This is a genomic window from Thermostichus sp. OS-CIW-29 (assembly GCF_054058195.1).
In genome coordinates, this window is record NZ_JBSSAB010000003.1 from 95,801 (window position 1) to 119,255 (window position 23,455).

The 23,455-nt window shown below is 58.3% G+C and carries 21 protein-coding genes and 1 riboswitch; of the genes, 5 read left to right on the plus strand and 16 right to left on the minus strand.

The window, feature by feature from the left end:
- Nucleotides 1–135 precede the first annotated feature (135 nt).
- Entirely contained in the window at nt 136–1,131 is a 996-nt protein-coding gene (locus ACVWZJ_RS02120; RefSeq protein WP_414351221.1) for a hypothetical protein, read from the plus strand.
- A 431-nt stretch (nt 1,132–1,562) separates the two neighbouring features.
- Here the strand turns inward: ACVWZJ_RS02120 and ACVWZJ_RS02125 are convergent, their stop codons facing one another.
- The 12 genes from ACVWZJ_RS02125 to ACVWZJ_RS02180 form a co-directional block, all read right to left on the minus strand.
- On the minus strand, nt 1,563–2,699 hold the full coding sequence (locus ACVWZJ_RS02125) for an aminotransferase class V-fold PLP-dependent enzyme (protein WP_457394357.1): 1,137 nt from the start codon (nt 2,697–2,699) through the stop codon (nt 1,563–1,565).
- 270 nt (nt 2,700–2,969) lie between these two features.
- Complete coding sequence (locus tag ACVWZJ_RS02130) at nt 2,970–4,595, minus strand: peptide chain release factor 3 (RefSeq protein ID WP_011433470.1); 1,626 nt, start codon at nt 4,593–4,595, stop codon at nt 2,970–2,972.
- Nucleotides 4,596–4,889: 294 nt separating this feature from the next.
- Nucleotides 4,890–5,723 (minus strand): hypothetical protein, encoded by an 834-nt coding sequence (locus ACVWZJ_RS02135; protein WP_041436605.1) that lies wholly within the window; start codon nt 5,721–5,723, stop codon nt 4,890–4,892.
- A gap of 1 nt (nt 5,724) precedes the next feature.
- On the minus strand, nt 5,725–6,525 hold the full coding sequence (locus ACVWZJ_RS02140; RefSeq protein WP_011433472.1) for a ParA family protein: 801 nt from the start codon (nt 6,523–6,525) through the stop codon (nt 5,725–5,727).
- A 158-nt stretch (nt 6,526–6,683) separates the two neighbouring features.
- Complete coding sequence (locus tag ACVWZJ_RS02145; protein ID WP_457394306.1) at nt 6,684–7,868, minus strand: pyridoxal phosphate-dependent aminotransferase; 1,185 nt, start codon at nt 7,866–7,868, stop codon at nt 6,684–6,686.
- Between the two features lie 57 nt (nt 7,869–7,925).
- Entirely contained in the window at nt 7,926–8,528 is a 603-nt protein-coding gene (locus tag ACVWZJ_RS02150; RefSeq protein ID WP_238376736.1) for a hypothetical protein, read from the minus strand.
- Between the two features lie 61 nt (nt 8,529–8,589).
- Nucleotides 8,590–9,501: a cell division protein FtsX gene (locus ACVWZJ_RS02155; protein WP_457388007.1), complete on the minus strand. Its 912-nt coding sequence runs from the start codon at nt 9,499–9,501 to the stop codon at nt 8,590–8,592.
- A 93-nt stretch (nt 9,502–9,594) separates the two neighbouring features.
- Nucleotides 9,595–10,269 carry an ABC transporter ATP-binding protein gene (locus tag ACVWZJ_RS02160; RefSeq protein WP_011433476.1) on the minus strand — a complete coding sequence of 225 codons (675 nt, stop codon included), beginning with the start codon at nt 10,267–10,269 and terminating at the stop codon, nt 9,595–9,597.
- A complete protein-coding gene (locus ACVWZJ_RS02165) occupies nt 10,256–11,185 on the minus strand; it encodes an ABC transporter ATP-binding protein (protein WP_457388008.1) in 930 nt (309 codons plus the stop codon). Before ACVWZJ_RS02165 ends, ACVWZJ_RS02160 begins: the two co-directional genes overlap by 14 nt.
- Before the next feature lie 4 nt (nt 11,186–11,189).
- Nucleotides 11,190–12,083 carry an ABC transporter permease gene (locus ACVWZJ_RS02170; RefSeq protein WP_011429071.1) on the minus strand — a complete coding sequence of 298 codons (894 nt, stop codon included), beginning with the start codon at nt 12,081–12,083 and terminating at the stop codon, nt 11,190–11,192.
- On the minus strand, nt 12,080–13,081 hold the full coding sequence (locus ACVWZJ_RS02175; protein WP_011429070.1) for an ABC transporter permease: 1,002 nt from the start codon (nt 13,079–13,081) through the stop codon (nt 12,080–12,082). Before ACVWZJ_RS02175 ends, ACVWZJ_RS02170 begins: the two co-directional genes overlap by 4 nt.
- Nucleotides 13,066–14,691, minus strand: a complete 1,626-nt coding sequence (locus tag ACVWZJ_RS02180; RefSeq protein ID WP_457385430.1) for an ABC transporter substrate-binding protein — start codon at nt 14,689–14,691, stop codon at nt 13,066–13,068. Before ACVWZJ_RS02180 ends, ACVWZJ_RS02175 begins: the two co-directional genes overlap by 16 nt.
- A gap of 248 nt (nt 14,692–14,939) precedes the next feature.
- Nucleotides 14,940–15,144: riboswitch (cobalamin riboswitch) on the plus strand.
- Between the two features lie 457 nt (nt 15,145–15,601).
- On the opposite strand from ACVWZJ_RS02180, the gene metE reads away from it, so the two are divergent.
- A complete protein-coding gene (metE, locus tag ACVWZJ_RS02185) occupies nt 15,602–17,866 on the plus strand; it encodes a 5-methyltetrahydropteroyltriglutamate--homocysteine S-methyltransferase (protein ID WP_457394309.1) in 2,265 nt (754 codons plus the stop codon).
- Nucleotides 17,867–18,043: 177 nt separating this feature from the next.
- Here the strand turns inward: metE and ACVWZJ_RS02190 are convergent, their stop codons facing one another.
- Both ACVWZJ_RS02190 and ACVWZJ_RS02195 read right to left on the minus strand, forming a co-directional pair.
- Nucleotides 18,044–18,730, minus strand: a complete 687-nt coding sequence (locus ACVWZJ_RS02190; protein WP_011433482.1) for a cell division ATP-binding protein FtsE — start codon at nt 18,728–18,730, stop codon at nt 18,044–18,046.
- Nucleotides 18,731–18,923: 193 nt separating this feature from the next.
- Nucleotides 18,924–19,673 carry a WecB/TagA/CpsF family glycosyltransferase gene (locus ACVWZJ_RS02195; protein WP_011433483.1) on the minus strand — a complete coding sequence of 250 codons (750 nt, stop codon included), beginning with the start codon at nt 19,671–19,673 and terminating at the stop codon, nt 18,924–18,926.
- A 247-nt stretch (nt 19,674–19,920) separates the two neighbouring features.
- On the opposite strand from ACVWZJ_RS02195, the gene ACVWZJ_RS02200 reads away from it, so the two are divergent.
- The 3 genes from ACVWZJ_RS02200 to ACVWZJ_RS02210 all read left to right on the plus strand — a co-directional run bounded on the left by ACVWZJ_RS02200 (nt 19,921) and on the right by ACVWZJ_RS02210 (nt 21,729).
- Nucleotides 19,921–20,586, plus strand: a complete 666-nt coding sequence (locus ACVWZJ_RS02200) for a DUF4439 domain-containing protein (protein ID WP_011433484.1) — start codon at nt 19,921–19,923, stop codon at nt 20,584–20,586.
- Nucleotides 20,587–20,820: 234 nt separating this feature from the next.
- A complete protein-coding gene (locus tag ACVWZJ_RS02205; protein ID WP_148202742.1) occupies nt 20,821–21,207 on the plus strand; it encodes a cupredoxin domain-containing protein in 387 nt (128 codons plus the stop codon).
- Nucleotides 21,208–21,216: 9 nt separating this feature from the next.
- Nucleotides 21,217–21,729 (plus strand): hypothetical protein, encoded by a 513-nt coding sequence (locus tag ACVWZJ_RS02210; protein ID WP_011433486.1) that lies wholly within the window; start codon nt 21,217–21,219, stop codon nt 21,727–21,729.
- A gap of 5 nt (nt 21,730–21,734) precedes the next feature.
- Here ACVWZJ_RS02210 and ACVWZJ_RS02215 read toward each other — a convergent pair whose 3' ends face one another.
- Complete coding sequence (locus ACVWZJ_RS02215) at nt 21,735–21,986, minus strand: RNA-binding S4 domain-containing protein (protein ID WP_049749586.1); 252 nt, start codon at nt 21,984–21,986, stop codon at nt 21,735–21,737.
- Nucleotides 21,986–23,392, minus strand: a complete 1,407-nt coding sequence (locus ACVWZJ_RS02220) for an NAD-dependent succinate-semialdehyde dehydrogenase (RefSeq protein WP_457394316.1) — start codon at nt 23,390–23,392, stop codon at nt 21,986–21,988. Before ACVWZJ_RS02220 ends, ACVWZJ_RS02215 begins: the two co-directional genes overlap by 1 nt.
- Nucleotides 23,393–23,455: the final 63 nt, after the last annotated feature.

A 23,455-nucleotide genomic window follows, 5' to 3' on the forward strand; every position in this document is an offset into this window, starting at 1 on the left:
ACCCTCGCCAAGGTGTCTGTTGTGGAGAGGAGATGAATGCTGAAGCCAAAGCATGCCTGCCGGCCCCTGCTGCCGACTTGTGGGAGCTCGGATTCCCCTATCGAAAAAGGATGCTCTGTTGTAGCTTATACAGCCTTGGCCATTTTAGCGCTTGGCTTGGTCGGTTGCGGCGAGGGAACAACTCCTCTGGGCCCACTGGAAAATGTCTTTCTGCGGGCAGATGATTTTGAAATTACAGGGGGATCCCCGGCAGCGGGCGCAGTGGGGCCCTACCTACAGTTCAACATGCGGCGGCAGCGGGATAACCAAATCCTAAATCGCCCCCTTAATGTCTATGTGGACAATGCCGGGCTGGCAGAAAGGCGGAATCCCCTTTTGGATAACCAAAACCGTCCTATTCTCTTACAGCGCTCGGTGGCCTTCTTGGGCAATGGGCTGGATCTGAACAGAGATGGCCAGCCGGATCTGCCCCCCAAAGAACCCCCCAACTTCACCAGTGGCCCGCTGCTGCCCTACACCCCGCCCAATCAGTGGCAAAGCCGGGCTGCCCTTGCCTATGTCCCCGGACAGGCCAATATCCCCGGACGGAGTCCCAGCGACCGCTTTGGCATCTACTTTTCTTCCATCCTGCCCTACACCGGGCAGCTTCGCTTTCGCGCCCGCGACGAGCTGGGCAATGCCTTTGCCCGCACCTTTGAGGTCACCTACCCGCCGGCAGCCAGCCGCGCCACGGTCACGGTTACCTTGGCCAACCTCACCGCCACTGCCCAAGAGCCGGTTCTCATTGCCATTTGTAACCAGTTGGGAGCTGCTGCCGTGGTGGGCCTGCGGAGTGGCACGTTCACCGAGCTGGTGGATCTCCTGCCGGCCCCAGGGCTGCCGGTGGATCCCACCTTGAGCGAGCCCATCCGCTATGTGGCCGAGGCTTATCAATTTAACCGCGATCGAGCCGTCATCCGCGTTTCCCAGAATCCCACGGATCCCAGCCGCATGAGCGTTCCTCTACTGGGATTTGAAGGGACAACCGGTCGGGCAGATCTGACGCTGGTGAACTCTGTAGGGGATCGGCTTACCTGCTTCAACGATCGGCTTTCGGATCTGCGGGATACGTTTTCTGACTTTTTCAGATAGTCAATTCAAATAGCAATGAGACACTGGCCAGTAGAATAGTCCGACTCGCAAAAGCAGGCCTTGTCACTTCATCAACAGAAGTTCCTCCATCTGCATGCATCCTTGCCCTCTTGAAAGCACTGCGGTCGCTTCAAACTAGATTGAGACGCTCCCCAAGCGTTCCGCGCTGCTTTTACCGACTCCCATACCCTTCCCTTCCGCTGTATGACCGGCTTTGTACGTCTGTGGGTCTGCTCCCTTCCTGGACATGCCCTACGACTCTCTCTCAGGTCAAGGCTTCTTTCTGAGGTCTACTGGCATGCCATCCTACCTGTAACGCCATCTCATCCTCAACTGAATTGACTGTAGAGACTGTAGATCTGAAATCGTTTTACTGGTGTGCGAAGCAACTATACTTGCAATGTCGTGAAAGCGGCTCAACCGACAAAGCTCTAGGGCAGATGCTGCAAGGCCAGCGCCAACTGTTCGTACTCTGCCAAATGGTTGTAGACCTGGGCCGAGATGCGTACCCAAAGCTGCCCGGCGAAGGGGATGATCGGAACCTCAATGCGGTACTTGTACCAGAGGTAATCGTGAAGCCGACGGGCGCGCTCCCCAAGAGGCAGCTCAGGGATCCACTGTTGCCAGAAGGGCGGCAAGGGTAGGGTGGCCATAAAGCCCAACATTTCTTCAGGGGCGGGCGGGATCCCCTCAAGAGCCTCCAAGAGCAACTGCCGCGCCTGGAGCAGCAGAGTGTGGTTGTGCTGACGGATGTTGTCCAGTCCCACCCCTTGGATAAACGCCAGGGCTGCTGAAACGGCCAACCAAGCGCTGGGATCCCGTGTGCCCACCCAGTCGAACTCGGCTGTGAACCCTTGCCCAAAGCCGTGGGAGATCACCGTAGGATGGGTTTGGGCCTGTCGGTGGGGGGCCACCCACAAAAAGGCACAGCCTTTCGGGGCAAACAGCCACTTGTGGGCATTGCCGGTGTACCAATCGGCCCCCAGCCTTTCCAACTCCAAGGGGAGAACCCCAGGGGCATGGGCGCCATCCACCAAAACCGGGATCCCGCGCTCCCGACAGAGGCCGATCAGCTCAGGCAGGGGGTAGATCAGAGCCGTAGGCGAGGTGAGGTGATCCAACACCGCCAGGCGAGTTTGGGGAGTGAGGATGGCCTCGAAGGCCGCGATAACCTGCTCTGGCCCCGCAATGGGGAAAGGGATCTGCGCCTCAACTGGGATGGCTCCCCACTGGGCATAGATGTACTGCAATGCCTGACGAACGGCCCCGTAACCGTGATTGGTGCAGGCGATCTGATCCTCTGGCCGGAACCGCAGCGAGCGCAAAACGGCATTGACCCCGCTGGTGGCATTTTCCACAAACACCAAATTTTCGGGTTCGGCCCCGACGAAATGGGCCAGTTCTGCTGCCGCCGCCCGCAAGGCTCGAGGAAGTTCCTCTCCCATAAACTGCACCGGCTGAGCCTCAAGGCGTTCCCGCCATACACTCTGGGCTTGCAACACCTTTTTCGGGGTCGCGCCGTAGGAGCCGTGATTCAAAAAAACGGCTTGCGGATCCAGTCCCCACAAGGAGCGTTCGCAAAGTGGCGCACAAGCACTGAGGGCAGCGCCAAAGTGGGGAGAATCGGATCCCAGGTTGGAGAAGAAAGGCATGGTTCACTCCCTCTGTCCCTAGACGATGCAGGAAAAAGATGGGGGAATTGCTGCGATCTGTGTGAGGGGTTTGCTCAGAAATCCGAAGATATCAACACCTATCAACACCGCTGATGTGGAGACCAATGGCATCTCGACTGAATGTCAGAACCTAAGGCTCTTTGAGACGGATTCTCTTAGGTTGATCTATTGGCCGTCACCCAATTCTGGGCCGAGATCCGAGATAGGGGCAATTTTGCTGAGCTTGATTTTAGGGTTGCTGGCAGCAAATTGCTGTAAAGTCCACTCGTTCTTAAACAGAAGAACGGGCCTGTCTTGAATGTCTTTAACAACTAGGGTGTTAAACAAGCTGGGAATATTCTCCAGCGCCTTCCAGCCATTCTCGACCCAGCGAGCCAGTGTGTAGGGCAACATCTCCAGTCGGGTTTCGACGTTGTATTCACTTTCAAGGCGATACTGCAAAACCTCAAACTGCAACTGGCCCACCGCTGCCACAATCGGATCCCGTTTGGAATCGTCGATAGAGTACATGATTTGCACAGCTCCTTCTTCCCGCAGTTCCGCTACCCCCTTCTGGAACTGCTTAAACTTGGAAGGATTGGGATTCTTCAAGTAGGCAAACAGCTCAGGAGAAAAGCTAGGGATCCCGGCGTAGCGCAGCTTCGGGCCGGTGTAGATGGTATCCCCAATGGTGAAGATGCCGGGATTATTCAGGCCGATCACATCCCCAGGGTAAGCTTCATCGATGGAGATGCGCTCTTGAGCAAACAACTTCTGGGGATAAGATAGGCGAATGGGACGATTGAGGCGGGCATGGTTGACCACCATATCCTTCTCAAACTTGCCGGAACAGATGCGCACAAAAGCAACGCGATCCCGATGGCGGGGATCCATGTTGGCCTGCAGTTTAAAGACGAAGCCCGTAAACTCAGGATGTTCGGGCGGGATTAGCCCAGCAGTGCTCTCGTGAGGCATTGGCGGTAAGGAATACTCCAAAAATGCATTGAGGAAAAGCTCCACCCCAAAATTGGTCATGGCACTGCCGAAAAAGACCGGGGTTTGTTTGCCAGAATGCACCTGTTTTAGATCCAAGGTGGGCATGAGACCATCCAGCAGTTCCAGCTCTTCCTTGAATTGGTAATACAAGTCCTTGTCGATCAACTCCTCAATTTGCGGATCCCCAAGTTTAATGACGGTATCTTGAACTCTTAGCCGCCCCCCAGATACCCGCTCAAAGAAATGAAACTCCTGAGTTCGGCGGTCAAATAGCGCAGTAAACCGCTCGCCTGAGCCAATTGGCCAGTTGACAGGATAGGGCTTGAGGCCCAGTTCTGTCTCAATTTCATCCATCAGCTCCAAGGGATCCCGACTTGGGCGATCCATCTTGTTGATAAAGGTAAAAATCGGCAGCCCCCGCATCTGACACACTTCAAACAGCTTGCGGGTCTGGGTTTCCAACCCTTTGCCGGCATCTTCCAGCATCACGGCATTGTCAGCCGCTGCTAGGGTGCGATAGGTGTCTTCGCTGAAGTCCTGGTGGCCGGGAGTATCCAGCAGATTGAGACGAATGTTGCGGTAATCAAATTGCAGGACGGTAGAGGTGATGGAAATACCCCGCTGCTTTTCCAGTTCCATCCAGTCGGAAGTGGCCCGCTTTTGCGCCCGACGGGCCTTCACAGCTCCCGCTTCTTGAATGGCCCCCCCGTACAACAGCAGCTTTTCGGTGAGGGTGGTCTTCCCCGCATCGGGATGGGAAATAATGGCAAAGGTGCGCCGTTGCTCTACAGCTTTGGCCAAATCAAGTTCTTTCATCAACTGTTGCCGCTCCACTACAACCTGGTCGCCTTAAAGAAGATTCCGCCGCGATGTTGTCCCCTAAAGGATGGGAGAAATACGGAGAAGGAAAAAATAGAAAATCAGTGGGAAATACGCTTGAGAATAATGAGGTTGGGTTGCCGCCAGGTAGCGAGGGGGAGAGAGCACAGGCCGAAAAGCGCGAAAAGCCAACAGAACCATTTTGACCCTAGCACAGGAACAGGGATCCCTGTTGTCTGGCATACTGGCGGAGATCTTGAGGGGGAATTTCCCAGGCCAACCGGCCAGAACTCAAAGCAGATGCTGCTCGTTGTTGTTGCGCAACGCTGACGTGAAGAGCAGTTGCTCAATCGTGGCAATGGTGAAGTTTTGGCTGATCACCAGCCGCTCGACGCGAATGCGGTGGGCTTGCAGGAGGCAATCTTGCTGCAAGGGCTTGGGCAATTGTTCCCAATGATCCAGCAAGACTTCCAGCAAAATCTCGCCCGGTAGGCCGGTGGCGCTTTCCAGGGATCCCAGCTTTTCTACCCTCTCGGCAGACCATTTGAGGGTAAGCTTTTGCAGGCCCAGTTGTGCATCCAGAGCCTCGCGGGGATCCGACTGGGCACCCTGCCCATTGGGGGTGCCATTGCGGCGAACCCCATTGTCGGTGCAAGCAGTAGCAGGGGGCAAAAGCTCGGCTGGCTTTTCAGTTGGCAGCGAAGTATTGGCCCATTTGGCCAGACTGACCTGGGGTGGGGAGACAACCCTTTCCACCTCGACCGGAGCGGGCGACAAGTTGGACAAGGGATCCGCATCCCGAGAAGGAGCTTCAGGTGTGGAGAGCACACTGGCCAGGAGAGGCATCCGTCCTGCCTCTGGTGGGGTTGTGGCAACCTGGCACAGAGGGGACGAGGCGGCGGCAGATGGATCGGGCTCAACATCTAATGCCGCAGGGTGAGGCAGATCCAGGGAATCCGTCCCCCTGTTGTCCTCTGGACGGTGCGGAGCCTCAACGCCATCGGCAGCCGTAGGCGCAAGTTCCATCGGCTCTGGCTGCTTATTCACCCCCATGCGCGAGAGCAAATCTGCCTTGGTGGGGCCGGTGGGCAATTTTTTTTTGGGAGGCTTCTTGGCGGTAGCCATGTTAGCGGGCCTCCAACACAGCCTTGAGGACCTCACGATAAGGTTGGGCCAGGAGATCTTCCCCCGCCTCCGCCAAGGACCAGCCCATGCTGTTGGTTTGCTGCACCACTGTACTTTGCCGCACCGGCGTGAAAATGGGGATCCCTTGCATCATTTCCGCCAAGGCTTCCACCGCGGCCCGCGACATTTTGGTGCGGTTGTTGCCCACCCACTGTTCCCGTGTGGGGAGCACCCCCAAAAACTTGGGCACATGAAAATCCAGCTCTTCCAATTCTTTCAACAGCACCAGGGTACTTAGGGCCCCCATCACCCCCTTTTGGGTACATTCCGTCGGCACCACCAGCAGATCGGCGCTGAGAATGCTGTTGTAGGTGAGCAACCCTTTCGAGGGGGGGCTGTCGATGACCAAAAAGTCATACTCCGGCAGAATCGGTCGCAAAGCCCGCTTCAAAAACAGCTCCCGCCCCGGCTCCATCACGATCGCATCCATAGCCCGCGAGAGACTGTAATCGCTGGGGGCCAACCACAGCCGCTCCTGGCGATCCTCATTCAACGGCGGACGGATAATCTCCCGAATGTGAACCCGATCCGCCCCCGGCAAAATCGTCTCGGCAATGGTGGCCGACTCCGACAGATCCGTCCAGCCCATCCACTGGCTCAGGTTGCCCTGTGGGTCAAAGTCAACGGCCAGCGTCTTGCCATGCTCGGCCAACATGATGGCCAGGTTGAGGGCGGCTGTGGTCTTTCCGGATCCCCCACTCAAACAGGCAACGGTGATGACAAGCGCCGTTCTGCCAGACATGAGTTATCCCCTCGTAGCCCATCCCCTAACACTATAGCTAGGGTTAAGCAATAGTGTTCACACTTCAGATAGGGATCCCGCCGCTGGGAATGGCCTACAGGGATCCAGCCGCTGGGAGCTGAGCTTCCTCAGTTCTTTTCGATCCTCGGATTGAATTCTCAGAGGGAAGACACAAACCGGTGCAGCCGCTGCAGCCCTTTTTCGAGGGTGGTGCGATCGGCAGCATAGGAAAGGCGAATGTAGGAATCTGCCCCAAAGGCTACCCCCGGCACAGCAGCCACGTGGTGTTCCTTGAGCAGCTGCCGGCAAAACTCCACCGAACTTAACCCGGTTTGGCCGATGTTGACAAACACATAAAATGCGCCCTCCGGCTCCGGGCAAGTCACCCCCGGCAAGGTGCGGATCCCGTCCAGCATCAGATCTCGCCGCTGCCAGAATTCTTGGCGCATTTTTTCCACAGCTGCTGCCGATAGGGGGCTGGTCAGGGCTTCCAGAGCACCATACTGGGCGAAGGTGCAGACATTGGAGGTGCTGTGGCTTTGCAGGTTGATGGCCGCCTCAATGATGGGCTTGGGCCCGGCCAAGTAGCCCACCCGCCAGCCGGTCATGGCGTAGGCTTTGGCAAAGCCACTGCTGAGAATCAGGCGCGGCATCAAGTCAGGGCAAAGGGATCCCAGGCTGATGTGGCGGGCCTGTCCGTAGACCAGCTTTTCGTAGATCTCGTCGCAGATCACGTACAGATGGGGGGCGGAGAGGATCACCTCTGCCAGATCTGCCAGCTCGTGCTGGTGGTAAACGGCTCCGGTGGGGTTGGCCGGCGAGTTGAGAATCAGCAGCTTGCTTCGGGGGGTGAGGGCCTGGCGCAGTTGGGCGGCGGTGAGCTTGAACCCCTGGGCCTCTTCCGTCTGCACCTGCACAACCTTTGCCCCTGCCAAAATGGCAATTTCGGGGTAGCTGACCCAGTAGGGAACAGGCAGGATCACTTCATCGCCGGGATCCAGCAGCACCATGGCCAGGTTAAACAGGGTTTGCTTGCCGCCGTTGCTGATCAGGATTTGGTCGTGGCTGAACTCCAGGCCGTTTTCCTGCCGCAGCTTGTCGGCCACTGCTTGGCGAAGGGCGGGGATCCCAGCGGTGGGGCCGTAGCGGGTTTTGCCCTCTTCCAGAGCACGGATGGCCGCAGCCCGAATGTGGTCAGGTGTATCGAAATCCGGCTCGCCTGCGCTCAAGCTACACACATCCAGCCCCTCTGCCTGCATGGCTTTAGCCAGAGCCGAAATGGACAACGTGGGGGAAGGGGATAGATGGGCGACCCGTTGGGACAAGCCGGCAGCAGACACCATCGGTTGGGAAGCTCTTTGTTTTATTTTAAGGTTCTCAAGCAGGGCCAATCTAGATAGCTAGGCTACTGCGGTCAACAGGCGGGTACCATCCACCAACAGCAGTTTGTTGCCCTCTCGCTCTGCCAACAGATCCCAAAACTCTCCCGCCACAGCTCCGGGCAAGAACCCTTCCAAGCGCAATTGCAGAGGAGCAAATTGCTTGGTTCCCTGGGGCTTGCGCCGCACGGTCACCTCAACAAAGCCATCGTGGGGCTCGACAATGCCGCGGATGTTAAAGCCTTCCTCTGTGTCCTCAGGGGCAGGCAAAAACGGTTCTTCTTCCCACTCTGGGTCTTGCTCCTCTTCCGGCAGGGCCAGGATGCGGATGATGCTCAAGCCCAAAGCCCCCCCTGAACGCGGCTGCGGCTGCACGTAGTACCAGTAGGTATGGCCGCTCTTGATGCAGTGCTCGAAGGGGCCGAGAAGCTCGGCGCGTCCGGGGGTAGCCGGATATTCTGCTCCGTCAGAGGCAACCAAGGTTGCCTGCGCATAAGTCTTGGGGATCGATTTCAGGGATCCCTTAATCAGGCCCAAAGCGCGGAACTGGTAGGGGTGGGCGGGAGGAGGCAATGGGTTCATGGCGGCCAGATCTTGGAAAGCCAGGGAAGTAGAGTCCATCATCTTATCCTATGGCGATCCTCAGATTGGAATATCCAGGGCTTTCCTCAGCATCGCCTCCAGCTCATCGCCCTGCCGACTTGCGCACCGCGATCAAGCTGCTGGTGGTGCCCAGAAAAACCCCCATCCCCAACAACATCGACGGCAAGAGCCAAAACTCCAGTTGGCTGCGATCTGCCTGCATCACCTTGAGGAAGGGCAAGGCAATCAACTGCTCCAGCAGCTCCTGCAGCAACTGCTGGGATCCCAAGATCAATCCCCAAGCTCCCACTGCGCTGATCACCCCAAACAGGCACCCTTGCAAAATAAAGGGCAAGTAAATCCAGGCTGCTGTCGCCCCCACCAATTGCATCACCTCGATCTCCCGCCGCCGCGCCATGACGATGAGGCGAATGGTGGTGGTGATGACCGCCACCGCTGTCAGGGCCAACACGCCGGTAATGGTCAGGGATCCCAGCCGTAGCATGTCCTGGAGCTGGGCCAGTTGCTCCACAATGCGGTCGCCGTAGTAGACCTCATCCACCCCTTCCAGTTGGCGAATCTGCTCCGCCACTTCCCCCAAGGCTTCGGTGGAATCCGCCTTAACCCGCAGAGCATCCACCAAGGGGTTCTCCCCCAACTGGGTTTCCATGGCCGCCTCGTCTTGGATCCCCATCTCGATCAAGAGGGTGCGCCAAGCTTGGTCTTTGGTGATGACCTTCACCTCGGCCACATGAGGCAGTTGGGCAACCTGGGGTTGCAGCTCCACCCCCTGTCGTTCCGGCTCCAGATAGACGGAGATCTCCAGTTGTCCCCCCAGAGACTGCACCGTTGCATCCACACCCCAGGACAGCTCAACGCCGATCCCCACCAGGAACAGCAACACCAGCAGGGTGCTCACCGCAGCCCAGTTCAGCCAGCCCCCCCGCCGCAACCCCAAAAAAGTCTCCTGTAGGAGATAGCGGATTTTATTGAGAAATCGGGAGAGAGATTGCATGCTGTTCTCCATCCAACAATCAATGGGCTCAGACCCTTGCCCCCTGGAGCTCAACAGAGCCTGTGGAGAGCAAAATAGGGATCCCGGCAGCCCTCAGCGCAGATCATACAGGCGCCCTCCCTCCATGCGCACCACCCGGTGGCCGGCCCGCTCCACCAGATAGGGGTCATGGCTGGTCATGATGACGTAGCGGCTGCAGAGCCGTTCCAGGAGAAAGCGATCATGACTGATGACCAAAAGCCCCATCTGATGTGCCCGCCCATAGGCCAAGACAGCTTGCCAGATCAGGGCTTGGGTATTGGCGTCGAGCATGGCTGTCATCTCATCTGCAATCAAATAGCGAGTTTGTGGGTTGAGAACCCGGGCGATGACAACCCGCTGCAATTCTCCCCCGCTTAGCTCATGGGGATAGCGGTTGAGCCAACTGGGGGAAATGCCTAAGGTGTGGAGAACCTCTGGCTGGGGAGGAGGCCCTTCCCGCAAGACCTGAGCTATGCGCCAGTGGGGGTTAACGGCCTGCTCTGGATGTTGAAAGACAAGCTGCACTGGGCAGTACCCTCGCCGAGGCAAAGGCTGCCCTGTCACACTCACCCGACCTTGGCTGGGGGTAAGGTAGCCCGCCAGCAACTTGGCCAGAGTAGTTTTGCCAAAACCAGAGGGAGCCATCAGCCCTACGACTTCCCCAAGTTCTACTTGAAGGGTCTGATCTTGCACCACCCAAGGCAGATGCCGTCCATAGCGAAACCAGAGATGCTCACCCTTGAGCATGGATACACCTCACCCAACCTCCTCCAACCGCCCGCAGAGGCGGACGCTCAGCTCGACAGATTTCACTTGCCCAGGGGCAGCGATCCCCAAACAAACAACCCGCAGGCAGTGCCTCAGGGTCAGGCTGGTTGCCCGGCAGGGGAGCAAACTCATTTTGGGGCAGGGATCGCCACAGAGCTTGAGTGTAGGGGTGGCGCAAGTTTCCCCTTTCGAAATCCTGAGCCGAGGCCAACTCGACTGTAGTGCCCGCATAGAAGACTGCCACTCGATCTGCCACCGACAACGCCGCCTGAATATCGTGTGTAATCAACATAACGCCTCGGCCCTCCTGGGCCAGCTCCCGCAGATGGGCAAGGGTCTCAGCCACCACCTCCGCGTCCAAGCCTGGCGTAGGCTCGTCGGCTATCACCAGCTTGGCTCTGCTAACTGCCGCCGTCGATACCAGCACCCGCCGTGCCATGCCTCCGGAGAGCTGGAAAGGGTAGAGGCCCTCTGTTCCCGGCGGCAAGCTATAGCGGGCAAAGATGCGGCTCACTGCTCTACGGGCCTCGCCTTGGGAGGCACCGCTGAGCCGAGCTACCCGCTGTACCTGGGATCCTACTTGCATGAGGGGATCCAGGTAGTCCACAGACTGGGGGATGAGAGCAATGGCCTTGCCGCGCAGTTGCCTACACCGCTCAGGGGTCAAGGGCTGCCCCTGAAATAGGAGAGTACCGCGCAGGGTAGCGTTCTCTGGCAAAAGACCCAAGAGGGCATGGGCCAGCAAACTTTTGCCCGATCCGCTGGCCCCCACCACTGCCACCACCTCCCCTGCCTTAACCTCCAGATCCAGATCTGTAATCACCTGAAGGTAGCGGCGGCGCAGCCCCCGCTCGTATCGGCTGAACCTAATGTTTAGGCCGGAGACCACCAACATTTCCCTACTCCTGAGCCGTACGCGGATTGAGAAGGGCCTGCAGGTTTTCTCCCAGCCAGTCAAAAGCCTTGACCGACAGCAGCAGCAGCAGTCCAGGCATAACCCCCAGCCACCAGTAGCCGGTGGAGAGGTGGCGCATGGATTCGGCCAGAATAATGCCGATGGCCGGTAGGTGCGGCGAAATACCTACCCCAATGAATGAGAGGGCTGCTTCGTGCAAAATGGCGTGGGGAAACAGCAGAATAAGTCCCACTAGGAGCTGGGGCAAAATGTGAGGCATCATATGGTAGCGGGCAACCCAGAGGGAAGAGCGGCCCAGTCGGTAAGAACTCTGGACATAGTCAGAACTGCTGACCTGTAACACCTCGGCCCGCACCAGGCGCGCTAGGCTGGGCCAGTGGGTGAGGGCAACGGCAACAATGACTCCCCGAACTCCGCCGCCGACAGCAAAAGCTATAAGGATCTGCACCACCAGGTGAGGCAGGCTGAAACATAGGTCAATCATCCAGCAGATCGAGGCATCCACCCAGCCTCCCACCGTGCCACCCACCAAACCCAAAACAGCGGCGATCACCACGCTGACGGCGGCAGCCAGCATGCCTACCCACAGACTAAGGGACATCCCGTGCAAGGATCGGGCCAGCATATCCCGCCCCAGCCAGTCGGTGCCGAAGGGATGGGCCAGGGAAGGAGGCTGATTCCGCTGAGTTAGGTTCGGGCTCAGTCCGGTATCGCCGATAAGCCCAGCGCTGCAGAGGATAGACACCAAAAAAAAAGCACACAGTCCAATTGCCCACAGAGTCTGCCGCCTGCGCTCTCCTTTGACAGAGGACTCTGAGAATTTCATCCCCCCATCGGCATCAGCAGCAGCAACACGAGGCGATGCAAAAGGGATCATCCTATCCTCCCGCCAAGGCGAATGCGTGGATCGACAATCTGGTAGGACAGGTCAGCTAGGGTATTGCCGGCATAGACAAACAAGGCGCTGAAAAACACAATGCCCACCAACAGAGGCACATCACTGCGCAAAGCTGCCTGTACCGTTGCTTGTCCCAGTCCTGGATAAGCAAACACCTGTTCCACTAACACTGAGCCACCAAACAGTTCCCCAAAGGAGGCAAATTGCAGCGTCAGCGCAGGCAGCAAGATATTCCGCAAGCCGTGGTACCACAGGATCCCAGCCAGGCTTTCCCCCTGGGCACGAGCAAACAGCACATAGTTGCTGTGCAACACGTCAATGAGCTTCTGACGAGTGTGCAAGGTGATGTTGGCAACGCCGATGAAAGTTAGGGTGAAAGCAGGCAAGAGCAAGTGGTGTAAGCGCTGCCAAAAAGTCACCTCCTCCGCCAACGCGCCAGGTGGCGCGGCGCAACAGATAGGTGTTAGACCCAGCTCTACCGAAAACGCGATCAAGAGTAGCAGCGCCACCCAGAAAGGGGGAGAAGAGGCGAGGGTGTAGGCGTAAAGACGAATACCGCGGTCAACCCAAGTGCCCTGAAACGCTGCGGCCAAAACCCCCAACCCCACTCCCAGGAAACCGGAAAGCAGCCAGGCAATTGCCAGTAAGGGCAGCGATAGCTCAAACCGCTGTTGAATGACCTGCACCACTGGCTGATTGAACACCATTGAGGTGCCCCAGTTGCCTTGAACCATCTGCCCAAGCCAGTTCCCAAAGCGAAGCAGCATGGGCTGATCCAGCCCCCAACGCTGGGCAATCAGGTCTCGTTGGGCTGGGCTGATCTGCAGCATGTCGGCCCCTACATAGGCTTGTACGGGATCAACAGGGGAGAAGCTGAGCAGGGCAAACGTCAGGACTGCCACAGCCGCCAGCAGCAACCCCAGCCGAGTCAGCTTATAAGCCAGAAACAGCAGAACTGACCTCAGTTGCACGTCCATTTCCAACGGGTGATGTTGGCTGTGATTGGCCAACCATGGCCATGAGGCTGTACCTGCGGCTGGCCTATATCCAAGCACTCGTGGACAAAGTAGGTATGATCCAGGTTTACCAACCAAGCCCAGGCTGCATCTCCTTTGGCAGTAAAGCCTTGCTTTCCATCCCACTGGGCTGCCCGCCAGAAGGGGATAGCTTCAGCTTCAGAGGGGGCCTCCATAGCCAGATCCAGCATTCGATCCACAAACGGGTTGGCATAGTAGCCGGCATTGAAAAATCCCCCCTGGGCCGCTTTGCTGTGGTAGAGGTTGTACACCTCAGTTGGGTCATGGCTGCCCCAGCCAAACAGCACCACGTTGCTGTGCATGAGCGGAGTGATGTCATCCCAACTTTTGCCCTCGACATTGACTCGGATGCCCACAGGCCGCAGCATTTCTGCAACAGCTAGGGCCAGGGCTTGGCGAATGCTGTCGTTGGCCGGGTAGAGCACGGTGAACTCAGCCCGCAGCCCGTTTTTTTCCACTACCCCATCCCCATCTTTATCGCTCCAGCCTCCCTCAGCTAGAATCTGACGGGCCAGGTCTGGATTGTTGTCCTCAATCTTGGCGGTCGGCTCTTCCCAGGGCAAACCGCTGACTGGGCCATAGGCAGGGGATCCGTAGCCTTCTAGGACTCCATCCACCAGCGCCTGTCGGTCAATGGCGAAGTTGACCGCCTTGCGAATCGCCAAGTCAGAAGTCACATCGTTGCCGATGGGGTATCCCTTTGGGGTTGTCGCACCGGTTTTAGGGGGAAAGGGGAACATCAGCCCTCGGTTATCCACACTGGGAATGGCGTGAAGCTTCATGCCCTCAACAGTTTGCTTAGCCAAAGACTGAGGCACGCTAACCACGTGTACCTGTCCGGCTCGGGCTGCTGCAAAGGCTGCATCCTCCTCCAGGAAAAGGAAAACCAGCCGCCGAATGCCAGGAGTCTGGCCGTAATATAAGGGATTTGCCTCCACAATCAGTTGTTGCCCCTCATCCCACTGCACCAGTCGGTAGGGGCCAGAGCCAATGGGTTTGCGAGCATAATCAGGCCCGTGGGCATGTTGAGGCACGATACCCAAGGTGATGAGGCGGTTGACAAAAGTACTTTGGGGTTTTTGCAGCCGCAGCTCCACCGTATGAGTGTCGATAGCTACTGCTTCCTTTAGGGCGGTTAGGTCGACCAGACCACCACTCCGAGCTGCTTGGTTAAAGGTGTAAGCCACGTCCGCTGCTGTGACAGGTTTTCCATCGGAGAAGACTGCATCCTTTCGTAGGGTTACCGTCCAGGTTAGGCCATCTTGGCTGACAGTGTAGCCAGTCGCCAGGTCGTTTACAATCTCAAGGTTCTCGTCCCGCCGCAGCAGAGTGCTTTGGAACAAAGGCGAACCGTAACGTCCCCAGCCCAGGGTGGGATCAAATCCTTCTTCCCTTTCCCCTCCAATGGCCAGCACGATTTGATCGCTGGATCCTGCTAGCTTTGGATCGAAAGCTGTCCGCTCAGCAGCATTCTGAGCGCATCCAGCCCACATCTGGCTCAGCAAGAAGAGGCCCACAGACCACACAGTTACTTTTAAGCTTGATGCCATAGAAACCCCGATCTGTCGCTTTTTCAGCAAAGCAAAAAGGAGCAAACCCCCTTGCCTCCTGGACAAGACTTATGGCAGCTAAGCTATCACTGCCTTATCTTGAGAGCAATGCAGGGGGGGAGGATGCTTAGAGGATTCCGATGACTTCCTGCAAGACCGCTGGGTGAAAGGTGAGGTCTGGTAGCTCCAAAGGCTGCTGGCTTGGTGATGATTGAAGCACTCTACTCCCGTCTCTGAACTCCGTGATACGATGTAGCTCAGCTATCGGTTCTGACGGGGATCAGCCGCCAGAGGAAACGGGGAAAGAGCAGTGAGAATCTGCCGCTGTCCCGCAGCTGTGATCCGGTTTAGGAGAAGTTCTGCAGCAAATCTCTAGAGTCATTCGCTGCCGATCCAGATCTTGTCCCCCAAAACCGTGTCAGTCAGAATGCCCGCCGATGGTTTTTCTAAACTTCACAACATCTGCGAGGTACAGATGGTAACTGTCTTGGCTTTAGCTCGTTTCTGCTTTCGTTATCCTGAGCATTTTCCCGGCGTTGCTCCCACAAGCTTTCGGTACTCCTCAGCAGTAGAAATAAGTCCAAGAACCCAAGCAAGACTCTGAGCCAGTTGGCCGGGAGAGAGTAAATTTTGGGTGCTGTTGCACCAAGATCTATCAAGATCTACAGCCCGCCTACGCGAAGGAAAGAGTGAGATGTCAGGCTTCCTGACTTCAATTGGTAGGCTGGCAAGTAGCCACTGCGATCGCTGGCTGCGTTGAGTATCTTTTTTGCGCAAAAGGCAGTGTTTTGTTGGGGTTCCAGAGGCAAGAGAGGAACAGCCGGTTTCTTCCTTGGCGGGCGGGATCCCAGTTGAGGGCGAATTGAACGCAGGAAAATTAGAAAACTCAGTATTTGGGATGGCACACAACATGACTGCACAAACCATGACATTGGGGTATGCCCGCATGGGCAAGCGCCGCGAGCTCAAAAAAGCTTTGGAAGGCTTTTGGAGTGGTGCCCTAGGGTCAGAGGCTCTGCTGGCTACCTTTTGGGATTTGGAGACTCAAGCCTGGCAGACTCAGCTACAAGCTGGGATTGATCACATTGCGGTAGGGGATCAGACTCTCTACGACCATGTACTGGACTGGGCCACCTGGCTGGGGCTGATCCCCTCTCGGTTCCGAGATCTGTCGGGTTTAGACCGCTACTTTGCCATGGCGCGGGGGCGGGAGGGCCTGCCGGCTTTGGAAATGACCAAGTGGTTTGACACCAACTACCACTACTTGGTACCCGAAATTGAGCCGGAAGCCGATCCCAGTCCTAACTTTGGGGATTTTTTGGAAAGAGTTCGGCGGGCCCAAGGGATCCTAGGGGAGCGCACCAGCCCCGTTGTCCTCAGTCCAGTGACTTTGCTCTGCCTTAGCCAGCGATCTGGGGATCTGCGGGCGGACTTGGAAAAGCTCCTTCCTCTGTACCGGGATCTCCTCCAGGAGTTAAAACAGCTGGGGATCCCAGAAGTCCAGATTCACGATCCCATTTTGGTTACCAGCCAGGGAAGTGGCCTGCGGGAAGCTGTGGAAATGAGCTACCGCCAGTTGGCAACCGCCGGGATCCCCGTCCACTTGGTCACCTACTTCGATGACCTGGGGGAGACTTACCCCTGGGTGGTGCAACTGCCGGTGGCCGGCATTAGCCTTGACTTTACCCGTGGCCACACCCTGGATCTGGTAAGAACCTATGGCTTTCCGGCTGACCAGATCCTAGGTGCTGGCGTAGTGGACGCTCGGAATGTCTGGAAGGTTCAGCCTGAGACTGTCTTGGCCAGCCTGCAGGAGCTGCAGGGGGTAGCTCCCAACCTACGGGTGCAGCCTTCCGCTTCGTTGCAATTTGTGCCCCACGACGCTGCTCTGGAAGCCCAGTTGCCGGAACCCCTCAGAAATGTCCTCAGCTTTGCCGAACAGAAGCTGGCCGAAGTAGCTCTCCTGGCGCGAGCCCTCAACGGCGAAGACACTGCTGCCCAGCAGGCGGAAATCCAGCAGCAATGGCAGAGCTTTGCGCAGTTTAGCCCCCCCAACCCCCAAGTGCGCCAGGCTTTGGCCAACCTCAAGCTCCAGGACTTCGAGCGATTCCTGCCCTACGAGCAGCGCCTAAGTCGGCAGGTTCAGCTACCACCTTTGCCCACCACCACCATTGGCTCCTTCCCCCAAACTCCAGAGGTGCGGCAGTGGCGAGCTAAGTACAAAAGAGGGGAGGTTTCGCAGGCGGAGTACGAAGCAGCCATTGACGCTGAGATTGCCAAGTGCATCCGCATTCAAGAAGAGATTGGCCTGGATGTGTTGGTGCATGGGGAATTTGAGCGCACCGACATGGTGGAGTACTTTGCCCAGAAGCTGGAAGGCTTTGCCTTCACTGAACACGGCTGGGTGCAGAGTTACGGCAGCCGCTGCGTGCGCCCTCCCATTCTCTACGGCGACGTGGTTCGCCCCCAACCCATGACAGTGCGGGAATTCCAAGTAGCCCAGTCCCACACCCAAAAGCCGGTGAAAGGCATGCTCACGGGGCCAGTGACTATGCTCAACTGGTCCTTTCCCCGTGTTGATATTCCCCGGCGGGAGCAGGCTTTGCAGATTGCCCTGGCCTTGAGAGCCGAAGTGGCAGATCTGGAAGCGGCTGGAGCGGTGATGGTGCAAGTGGATGAGCCGGCACTGCGGGAGGGGCTACCTCTGAAAAAAGAACGCTGGCCAGAATACCTCAGCTGGGCAGTGGATGCCTTTCGCCTAGCTACCGGCGGGGCCAAGCCGGAAACCCAGATTCACACCCACATGTGCTACTCAGAGTTTGGGGACATCATCGAGCACATTGAGCGGCTGGATGCCGACGTGCTTTCCATTGAAAACAGCCGCAGCAACAACAAAACCCTGCTGCAAATTGCCCAGGCTGGGTATCGTCACCAGGTGGGCAACGGCGTTTACGATGTCCACAGCCCTGCGGTGCCGAGCGTTGAGCAAATCCTGCAGCAGCTGCGCACAGGACTGGCCCACTTGCCTGTGGAGCAAACTTGGGTTAATCCCGATTGTGGCCTCAAGACCCGCCGCTGGGAGGAGGTGATCCCCGCACTGAAAAATATGGTGGCTGCCGCTCATCAGCTAGGGGAGGAGCTTCTGGAAACCCAACCTGAGGGTCTGCGCGAGTAAGGCCCACGACCCGCTGATGTAACTGGTCGGGCTGGCTTGACAAGTCGCCGCGGGCGGTGCCGCTGTTGTGCTGATGCGGCTGGCTTAGGGCCTACGGTCTGCTGATGCAACCGGCAAAGCTGCTCTCCGGGATCTCAAAAAGCTTGTGAAGAGCAAAGTAGGGATCCCGGTAGCCCCTCAGCGCAGATCATACAGGCGCCCTCCCTCCATGCGCACCACCCGGTGGCCGGCCCGCTCCACCAGATAGGGGTCATGGCTGGTCATGATGACGGTCACCCCAAAGGAATTGAGCCGCTCCAAAATCTGGAGAACCAAGAGGGAGTTTTCCGGATCTAGGTTTCCTGTTGGCTCGTCCGCCAGCAGCAACACCGGCATGTTGACAATGGCCCGGGCCAGGCTAAGGCGCTGCTGTTCCCCCCCCGAAAGCTCATGGGGAAAGTGATCTCGCTTTTCGGTCAGCCCCACCATCTTTAGGGTCGGCCCGATGCGACGGCGGATTTCTGCGGGGGACAGCCCTTGGGCGCGCAGCACGAAGGCCACATTTTCTGCCAGGGTGCGGTTGGCCAGAAGGCGATAATCTTGGAAAACCACCCCCAAGCGCCGCCGCAACATGGCCAGCGGACGCGGTGGGATGCGGTAGGGTCGCCGCCGCCCTTCAGAAGAAAAGAGACAGACTTGATCGACGATGACCGTGCCCTCGGTGGCCTGTTCCGCCCCGTAGAGCAGTCGCAAAAGAGTGGACTTGCCTGCTCCGGAGACCCCCGTTACGAACACGAACTCGCCGCGGCGCACCTCCAAGTTCACATCCTGAAAAATCAAGTTGCCGTTGGGAAAGACTTTGCTCACGCCCCGCAAGGACACCATGCTGGCCGGGGCTTGCAGGGATCCGGATTGGGTGCTGCTGTAAAAGCCCAGGGTGGCCTCTGGATGGGCTGGGGCAGGGGGATGAGGGGTCGGAGCCGTACCCGCCCAACGGTGTAAGCGAGGAGGATAGCCGATGTGCTGACCGATCACCATAGTAAGCGCCTAGACAGAGGAGGGAGAGAGCGCCGGCAGACTAGGGGCGCAAACGAGAAGAGGGATCCCACAGCACTCGCCAGACAAAGCTGGGCAGAGCTAACATGCGTCGCCAGCGCCAGGGTTCCTGATAGAGACGATACAACCATTCCAGGTGATGGTCACGCCACCAACGGGGCGCTCGCCGTTTTTGGCCGGCCCAAATGTCCAAGCTGCCCCCCACCCCCATCCAGATGGCTTGGGGCAAAAGGGGACGCCACTTTTGGATCCACAGCTCCTGCCGCGGGGATCCCAGCCCCACCCACACCAGTTGCGGTCGAAATTCCTGGAGAGCTTGCAGAAGCTCTTTTTCTTCCTCGCTAGAGAAGTAGCCGTGGTAGCCCCAGAGGGCCAAAGCAGGACACTGGGCTTGCCAATATCGAATTGCTGCCCGGTTGACTTCCGGCCTTCCCCCCACCAGGGCCAAGCGCCACCCCCGTTCTGCCGCCAACGGGATCAGGGTTTCTGCCAGCTCGATCCCCGGCACCCGCTGGACGCGGATCCCTTGCCGCCGCAGGGCCCACACCACCCCAATGCCATCGGGGATCACCAGCTCTGCTGCCTGCAGCACCTGGGCAAAGGCCAGATCCCGCTGCGCCTGCATGATCATTTCCGGGTTGCAGGTAACCACCTGAGCGCCCTGACCCTCCCGAATACGCGCCTCAATCCAGGTGGCGTAGCTCTGTAGGCTGGCCTCCGGCAGAGCAAGGTGCAGGTTCACGCCCAGAATCGCATGGATGGATAACGACACTACCGACCGAATGCTGGCCCCCACTGGAGCCGTTGGACACGCTTTTAAGATAGCCCGGACCTTCTCCCAGAGGGAGAGGGGAGTTCGAGGAGGCATTTCATGGCTATTTGACCACGAAAATCTCTTCCCTCAGGCATCCGCGGCGGCATCCACGGCGTATCTCCATCAGACCAGGCCAGAGGGAATTGCCCGACCCAGAGCAAGCCCCTGAAGGTTGGTTGCCATCTTTCGAGACAGGAGACTTGAGATGAAGACTGCAAAGACTCCCTTCGCTCTGCCTCAATTGGCCGCCGAATGGGATCCCAGCCCTGCAACTTCCCGCCGCAGCTTGTTGTTGGCTGGTTTGCTGGCGGGCGTAGGTGGAGCAATTGGATTGCGCACCCTGCCCGGTGCCGCCCAGTCCAACACTGCCGACATCGCCATCCTCAACGCGGCCATTGACTTGGAACAGCAGGCGATCTGGGCCTACAAAACCGCTGCCGGCAAGTTGAGCAATACTGAGGTGGGCAAGATCGTGTTGGAAGTGGCCACCAAGAACCTGAAGGATCACGAACAGCACCGGGATCTGCTGGCGGGCGCCGTGCGCCAACTGGGAGGGATACCCTCTCGGGCCCGGGATAGCTACGACCTTTCCACCTACATCGACAACAAAGAAGGCAATCTCGACTCCGATGCCAACATCGCCAAGCTGGCCCTGGCTCTGGAGTTCGATGCGGCCCTAGCCTACAACGATGCCTTTGTCCAGCTTTCCAACAAAGACCTGGTGGCTGCCGCCAGCACCATTGGCCCCAACGAAGTTGCCCATGCCACTGCAATCCGGGCCGTGTTCCACAGCCTTGATCCCAGCATTCTGGTGGTGCCTGCCCCCTTTGTCAGCGCCGAGACTCGGGAGCGCTGGATCCTGAAGGTGTAAAGCCCCTGCCGGCGATGACTTCCAGCTAAAGCCGCCAACCCCCGGCGACAGCAAGGTGTAGAACCCCCACCGGCGCTGATCTCCAAAGCCTTCCAACGTCCTCTGTAGGATCTTGGGGTTTGGAGATCTTTGGAGGTTCTTTGGAGGTCAAGGTGTTCCACACCGCTGTCGCAATCGCCTTCTTCTGAACGCCTCAGCTTTTTTTCGCTTCCTAACCTGTGTGGAGAAAGCCCTATGCCAATGACGCGGCGGTTGCTGTTGCTCAGTGGGCTGGGATCCCTGCTCAATGTGGGGGCCATCTTGGCCGTGGATCGGTGGCGACAAGCCAGCTCCGTTGCGGAGCGGGATCCCGTCGAAGCAACGGCGGCAGCAGAGGTAATCATTCGGGGGTTTCAATACCTGCCCTCGGAGGTTACCCTCAAGCGGGGGGGCAAGGTGACCTTCACCAACCTGGATTCCACCCCCCACACGGCTACTCCTGTGGAGGGAGCGCAGTTTCAAGGGACGGGACGGCTAAGTCGCAACGAGAGCAAAGCGGTGGTGTTCGAAGTAGCTGGGATCCAGGACTATTTCTGCGATATCCACCCCAGCATGGTGGGCCGCATTGTCGTCGTCGATTAGGTGGAGGCCATGCAAACCCCTCTTCCCTTCTGGAACATTTGTCGGCGGGTGTACCTGGTTTGGGCCGTCCTTTTGGGGATTGGGTTTGCTGCCACCCAGTTTCACCAAGAGGCCAACATCAACTGGCTGTGGCTGGTGATTTCCCTGATTGGGTTGGGCTACATGGTGCGGCAGACTAGCTTGCCGGAGTTTCGAACAGCCGGACTGGCCCACCTCTACTTTGTGGGTTTGGTGTGGACGTTGGTGATCGCCCAGGGCATGATCCTCTCGGTGCTGCCCTTTGTCGGGCGTACCCCTTTGGCAGCTTTGAGCCCATACCTGGGGGTGTTTTGGCTGTGGCAAATGGGGCTGGGCCACTGGCTCAACGGCTTGGTGGATCCGCCGCGCCTCCCCTACTGGATCACCGGTGGGATCCAGATCCTGGCCGGAGTTGCCTGCCTGCTGTGGGGGCTGGAATGGCAGTTTGCGGTGGCAGGGGGAATCGGGGCCTTGGCCATGCTTCTTTTGATCCGGTTGCACTGACCCGTTCACTGATCTGACTTTGGGGTCTTATCCAGGCGCACTCGCCAAACTCCACCTCCCACGGCCACCTCATCTCCTGAGCGCAGCTTGCGTCCCCGCCGGGTTTCCACCTCGCCATTCACCCGCACTTGCCCCGCTTGGATGAGCTGCTTGGCCTGCCCACCGGTGGGAGCAACCCCCGCCAGCTTGAGGAACTGATCCAGCTTGATCACGGGATCCGTCGCCGGCTGGGGATCCCTTTGAGGAGTCTCCGCCATCACTTCACCCAAATGGTTTTGACATTTACAAATTCCAGGATCCCTTCCCGGCTCAGTTCCCGTCCATACCCTGAGCGTTTGATGCCGCCGAAGGGAAGGCGCGGGTCGGACTTGACCATGCCATTGATGAACACGGATCCCGCCTCCAGCTCCTCCAGCAGGCGCTCTTGTTCCTCTGGATCGGTTGTCCAGGCGCTGGCACCCAGGCCAAAGGGCGTGCCGTTGGCCAGCTCGATGGCTGCCGACACATCCGGGACGGTGAACAACAGCGCCACCGGCCCGAACACCTCCTGGTGGGCCACCGGATGATCCGGGGGGATGTCGCTCAGGATTGTGGGCGGGTAAAAATTCCCTCCCCAGGGGGAGCCACCGATGTGAACTTTGGCCCCCGCCTGCACCAAAGCCTGCACCTGTCCATCCACCTCTTGCAGAATGCTGGCAGTAGCCAGAGGCCCCACGTCCGTTTGCGGATCCAAGGGATCCCCTACCTTGAGCCGGCGAAATCGCTCCGTCATGGCAGCCGTGAAAGGTTCGGCGATAGCCCTGTGTAGGATAAATCGTTTGGCGGCAATGCAGGACTGGCCGTTGTTGATCAGACGGGCCGTGACCGCTGTGGCGACTGCTGCCTCCAGATCGGCGCTGGGCAGCACGATGAAGGGATCGCTCCCTCCCAGTTCCAGCACTGTTTTTTTCAGATATTGACCGGCCAAACGGGCCAGGCTGGAGCCGGCGGCTTCGCTCCCGGTGAGGGCGGCCCCCCGCACCCGTTCATCCGCCACCACCTCTGCCACCTGGGCTGCTGTGATCAGCAGGGTTTGAAAGACCCCTGGCGGAAATCCCCCCTCCCGAAAGATCTGCTCTAGGGTCAAAGCCGATTGGGGCACGTTGGAAGCATGTTTCAGCAAGAGGGTGTTGCCCGCCATCAGGGCCGGGGCTGCACAGCGAAACACCTGCCAAAAGGGAAAGTTCCAGGGCATCACCGCCAAAATCACCCCCAGCGGCTGGTAGCGGATCCCGCTGCGGCTGGCATCGCTGGCGTTCGCGTAAGCGTTGCGTAGCAATATGGAGCGCTCGGCCAAGAATCCCTCTGCCTCCTCGGCATAGTAGCGACAAACCCAAGCGGATTTTTCCACTTCCGCAACGGCAGAGGCCAAGGTTTTGCCCATCTCCAGGCTGATTAGGCGGCCAAACTCCGCTTTGCGCTCCTCCAGGATCCCTGCCACCCGCTTCAGCCAGGCGGATCGTTGAGCAAACGGGATCCGACGATAGCTCTGAAACCGCTCGTGGGCTTGGGCGATACAGCTCTGGATCTGCCCAGCGTCGAAAACGGGGTAGCGAGCCAATTCCTCTCCGGTGGTGGGGTTGATGCTGACCAGGTGCCCCTTCGCGTAAGCGTTGCGTAGCAATATCGTTTTCCCTCAACGCCTGTTTCTCCACTCTGGCATTTGTGCTCTGCCTGGAATAGTGCT

Coding starts and splice junctions, on each gene's coding strand:
- ACVWZJ_RS02130 (WP_011433470.1), bottom strand. CDS start 4,595: ATGAAAGAACTTGATTTGGCCAAAGCTGTAGAGCAACGGCGCACCTTT.
- ACVWZJ_RS02135 (WP_041436605.1), bottom strand. CDS start 5,723: ATGGCTACCGCCAAGAAGCCTCCCAAAAAAAAATTGCCCACCGGCCCC.
- ACVWZJ_RS02140 (WP_011433472.1), bottom strand. CDS start 6,525: ATGTCTGGCAGAACGGCGCTTGTCATCACCGTTGCCTGTTTGAGTGGG.
- ACVWZJ_RS02145 (WP_457394306.1), bottom strand. CDS start 7,868: ATGGTGTCTGCTGCCGGCTTGTCCCAACGGGTCGCCCATCTATCCCCT.
- ACVWZJ_RS02150 (WP_238376736.1), bottom strand. CDS start 8,528: ATGATGGACTCTACTTCCCTGGCTTTCCAAGATCTGGCCGCCATGAAC.
- ACVWZJ_RS02155 (WP_457388007.1), bottom strand. CDS start 9,501: ATGCAATCTCTCTCCCGATTTCTCAATAAAATCCGCTATCTCCTACAG.
- ACVWZJ_RS02160 (WP_011433476.1), bottom strand. CDS start 10,269: ATGCTCAAGGGTGAGCATCTCTGGTTTCGCTATGGACGGCATCTGCCT.
- ACVWZJ_RS02165 (WP_457388008.1), bottom strand. CDS start 11,185: ATGTTGGTGGTCTCCGGCCTAAACATTAGGTTCAGCCGATACGAGCGG.
- ACVWZJ_RS02170 (WP_011429071.1), bottom strand. CDS start 12,083: ATGATCCCTTTTGCATCGCCTCGTGTTGCTGCTGCTGATGCCGATGGG.
- ACVWZJ_RS02175 (WP_011429070.1), bottom strand. CDS start 13,081: ATGGACGTGCAACTGAGGTCAGTTCTGCTGTTTCTGGCTTATAAGCTG.
- ACVWZJ_RS02180 (WP_457385430.1), bottom strand. CDS start 14,691: ATGGCATCAAGCTTAAAAGTAACTGTGTGGTCTGTGGGCCTCTTCTTG.
- metE (WP_457394309.1), top strand. CDS start 15,602: ATGACTGCACAAACCATGACATTGGGGTATGCCCGCATGGGCAAGCGC.
- ACVWZJ_RS02190 (WP_011433482.1), bottom strand. CDS start 18,730: ATGGTGTCCTTGCGGGGCGTGAGCAAAGTCTTTCCCAACGGCAACTTG.
- ACVWZJ_RS02200 (WP_011433484.1), top strand. CDS start 19,921: ATGAAGACTGCAAAGACTCCCTTCGCTCTGCCTCAATTGGCCGCCGAA.
- ACVWZJ_RS02205 (WP_148202742.1), top strand. CDS start 20,821: ATGCCAATGACGCGGCGGTTGCTGTTGCTCAGTGGGCTGGGATCCCTG.
- ACVWZJ_RS02210 (WP_011433486.1), top strand. CDS start 21,217: ATGCAAACCCCTCTTCCCTTCTGGAACATTTGTCGGCGGGTGTACCTG.
- ACVWZJ_RS02215 (WP_049749586.1), bottom strand. CDS start 21,986: ATGGCGGAGACTCCTCAAAGGGATCCCCAGCCGGCGACGGATCCCGTG.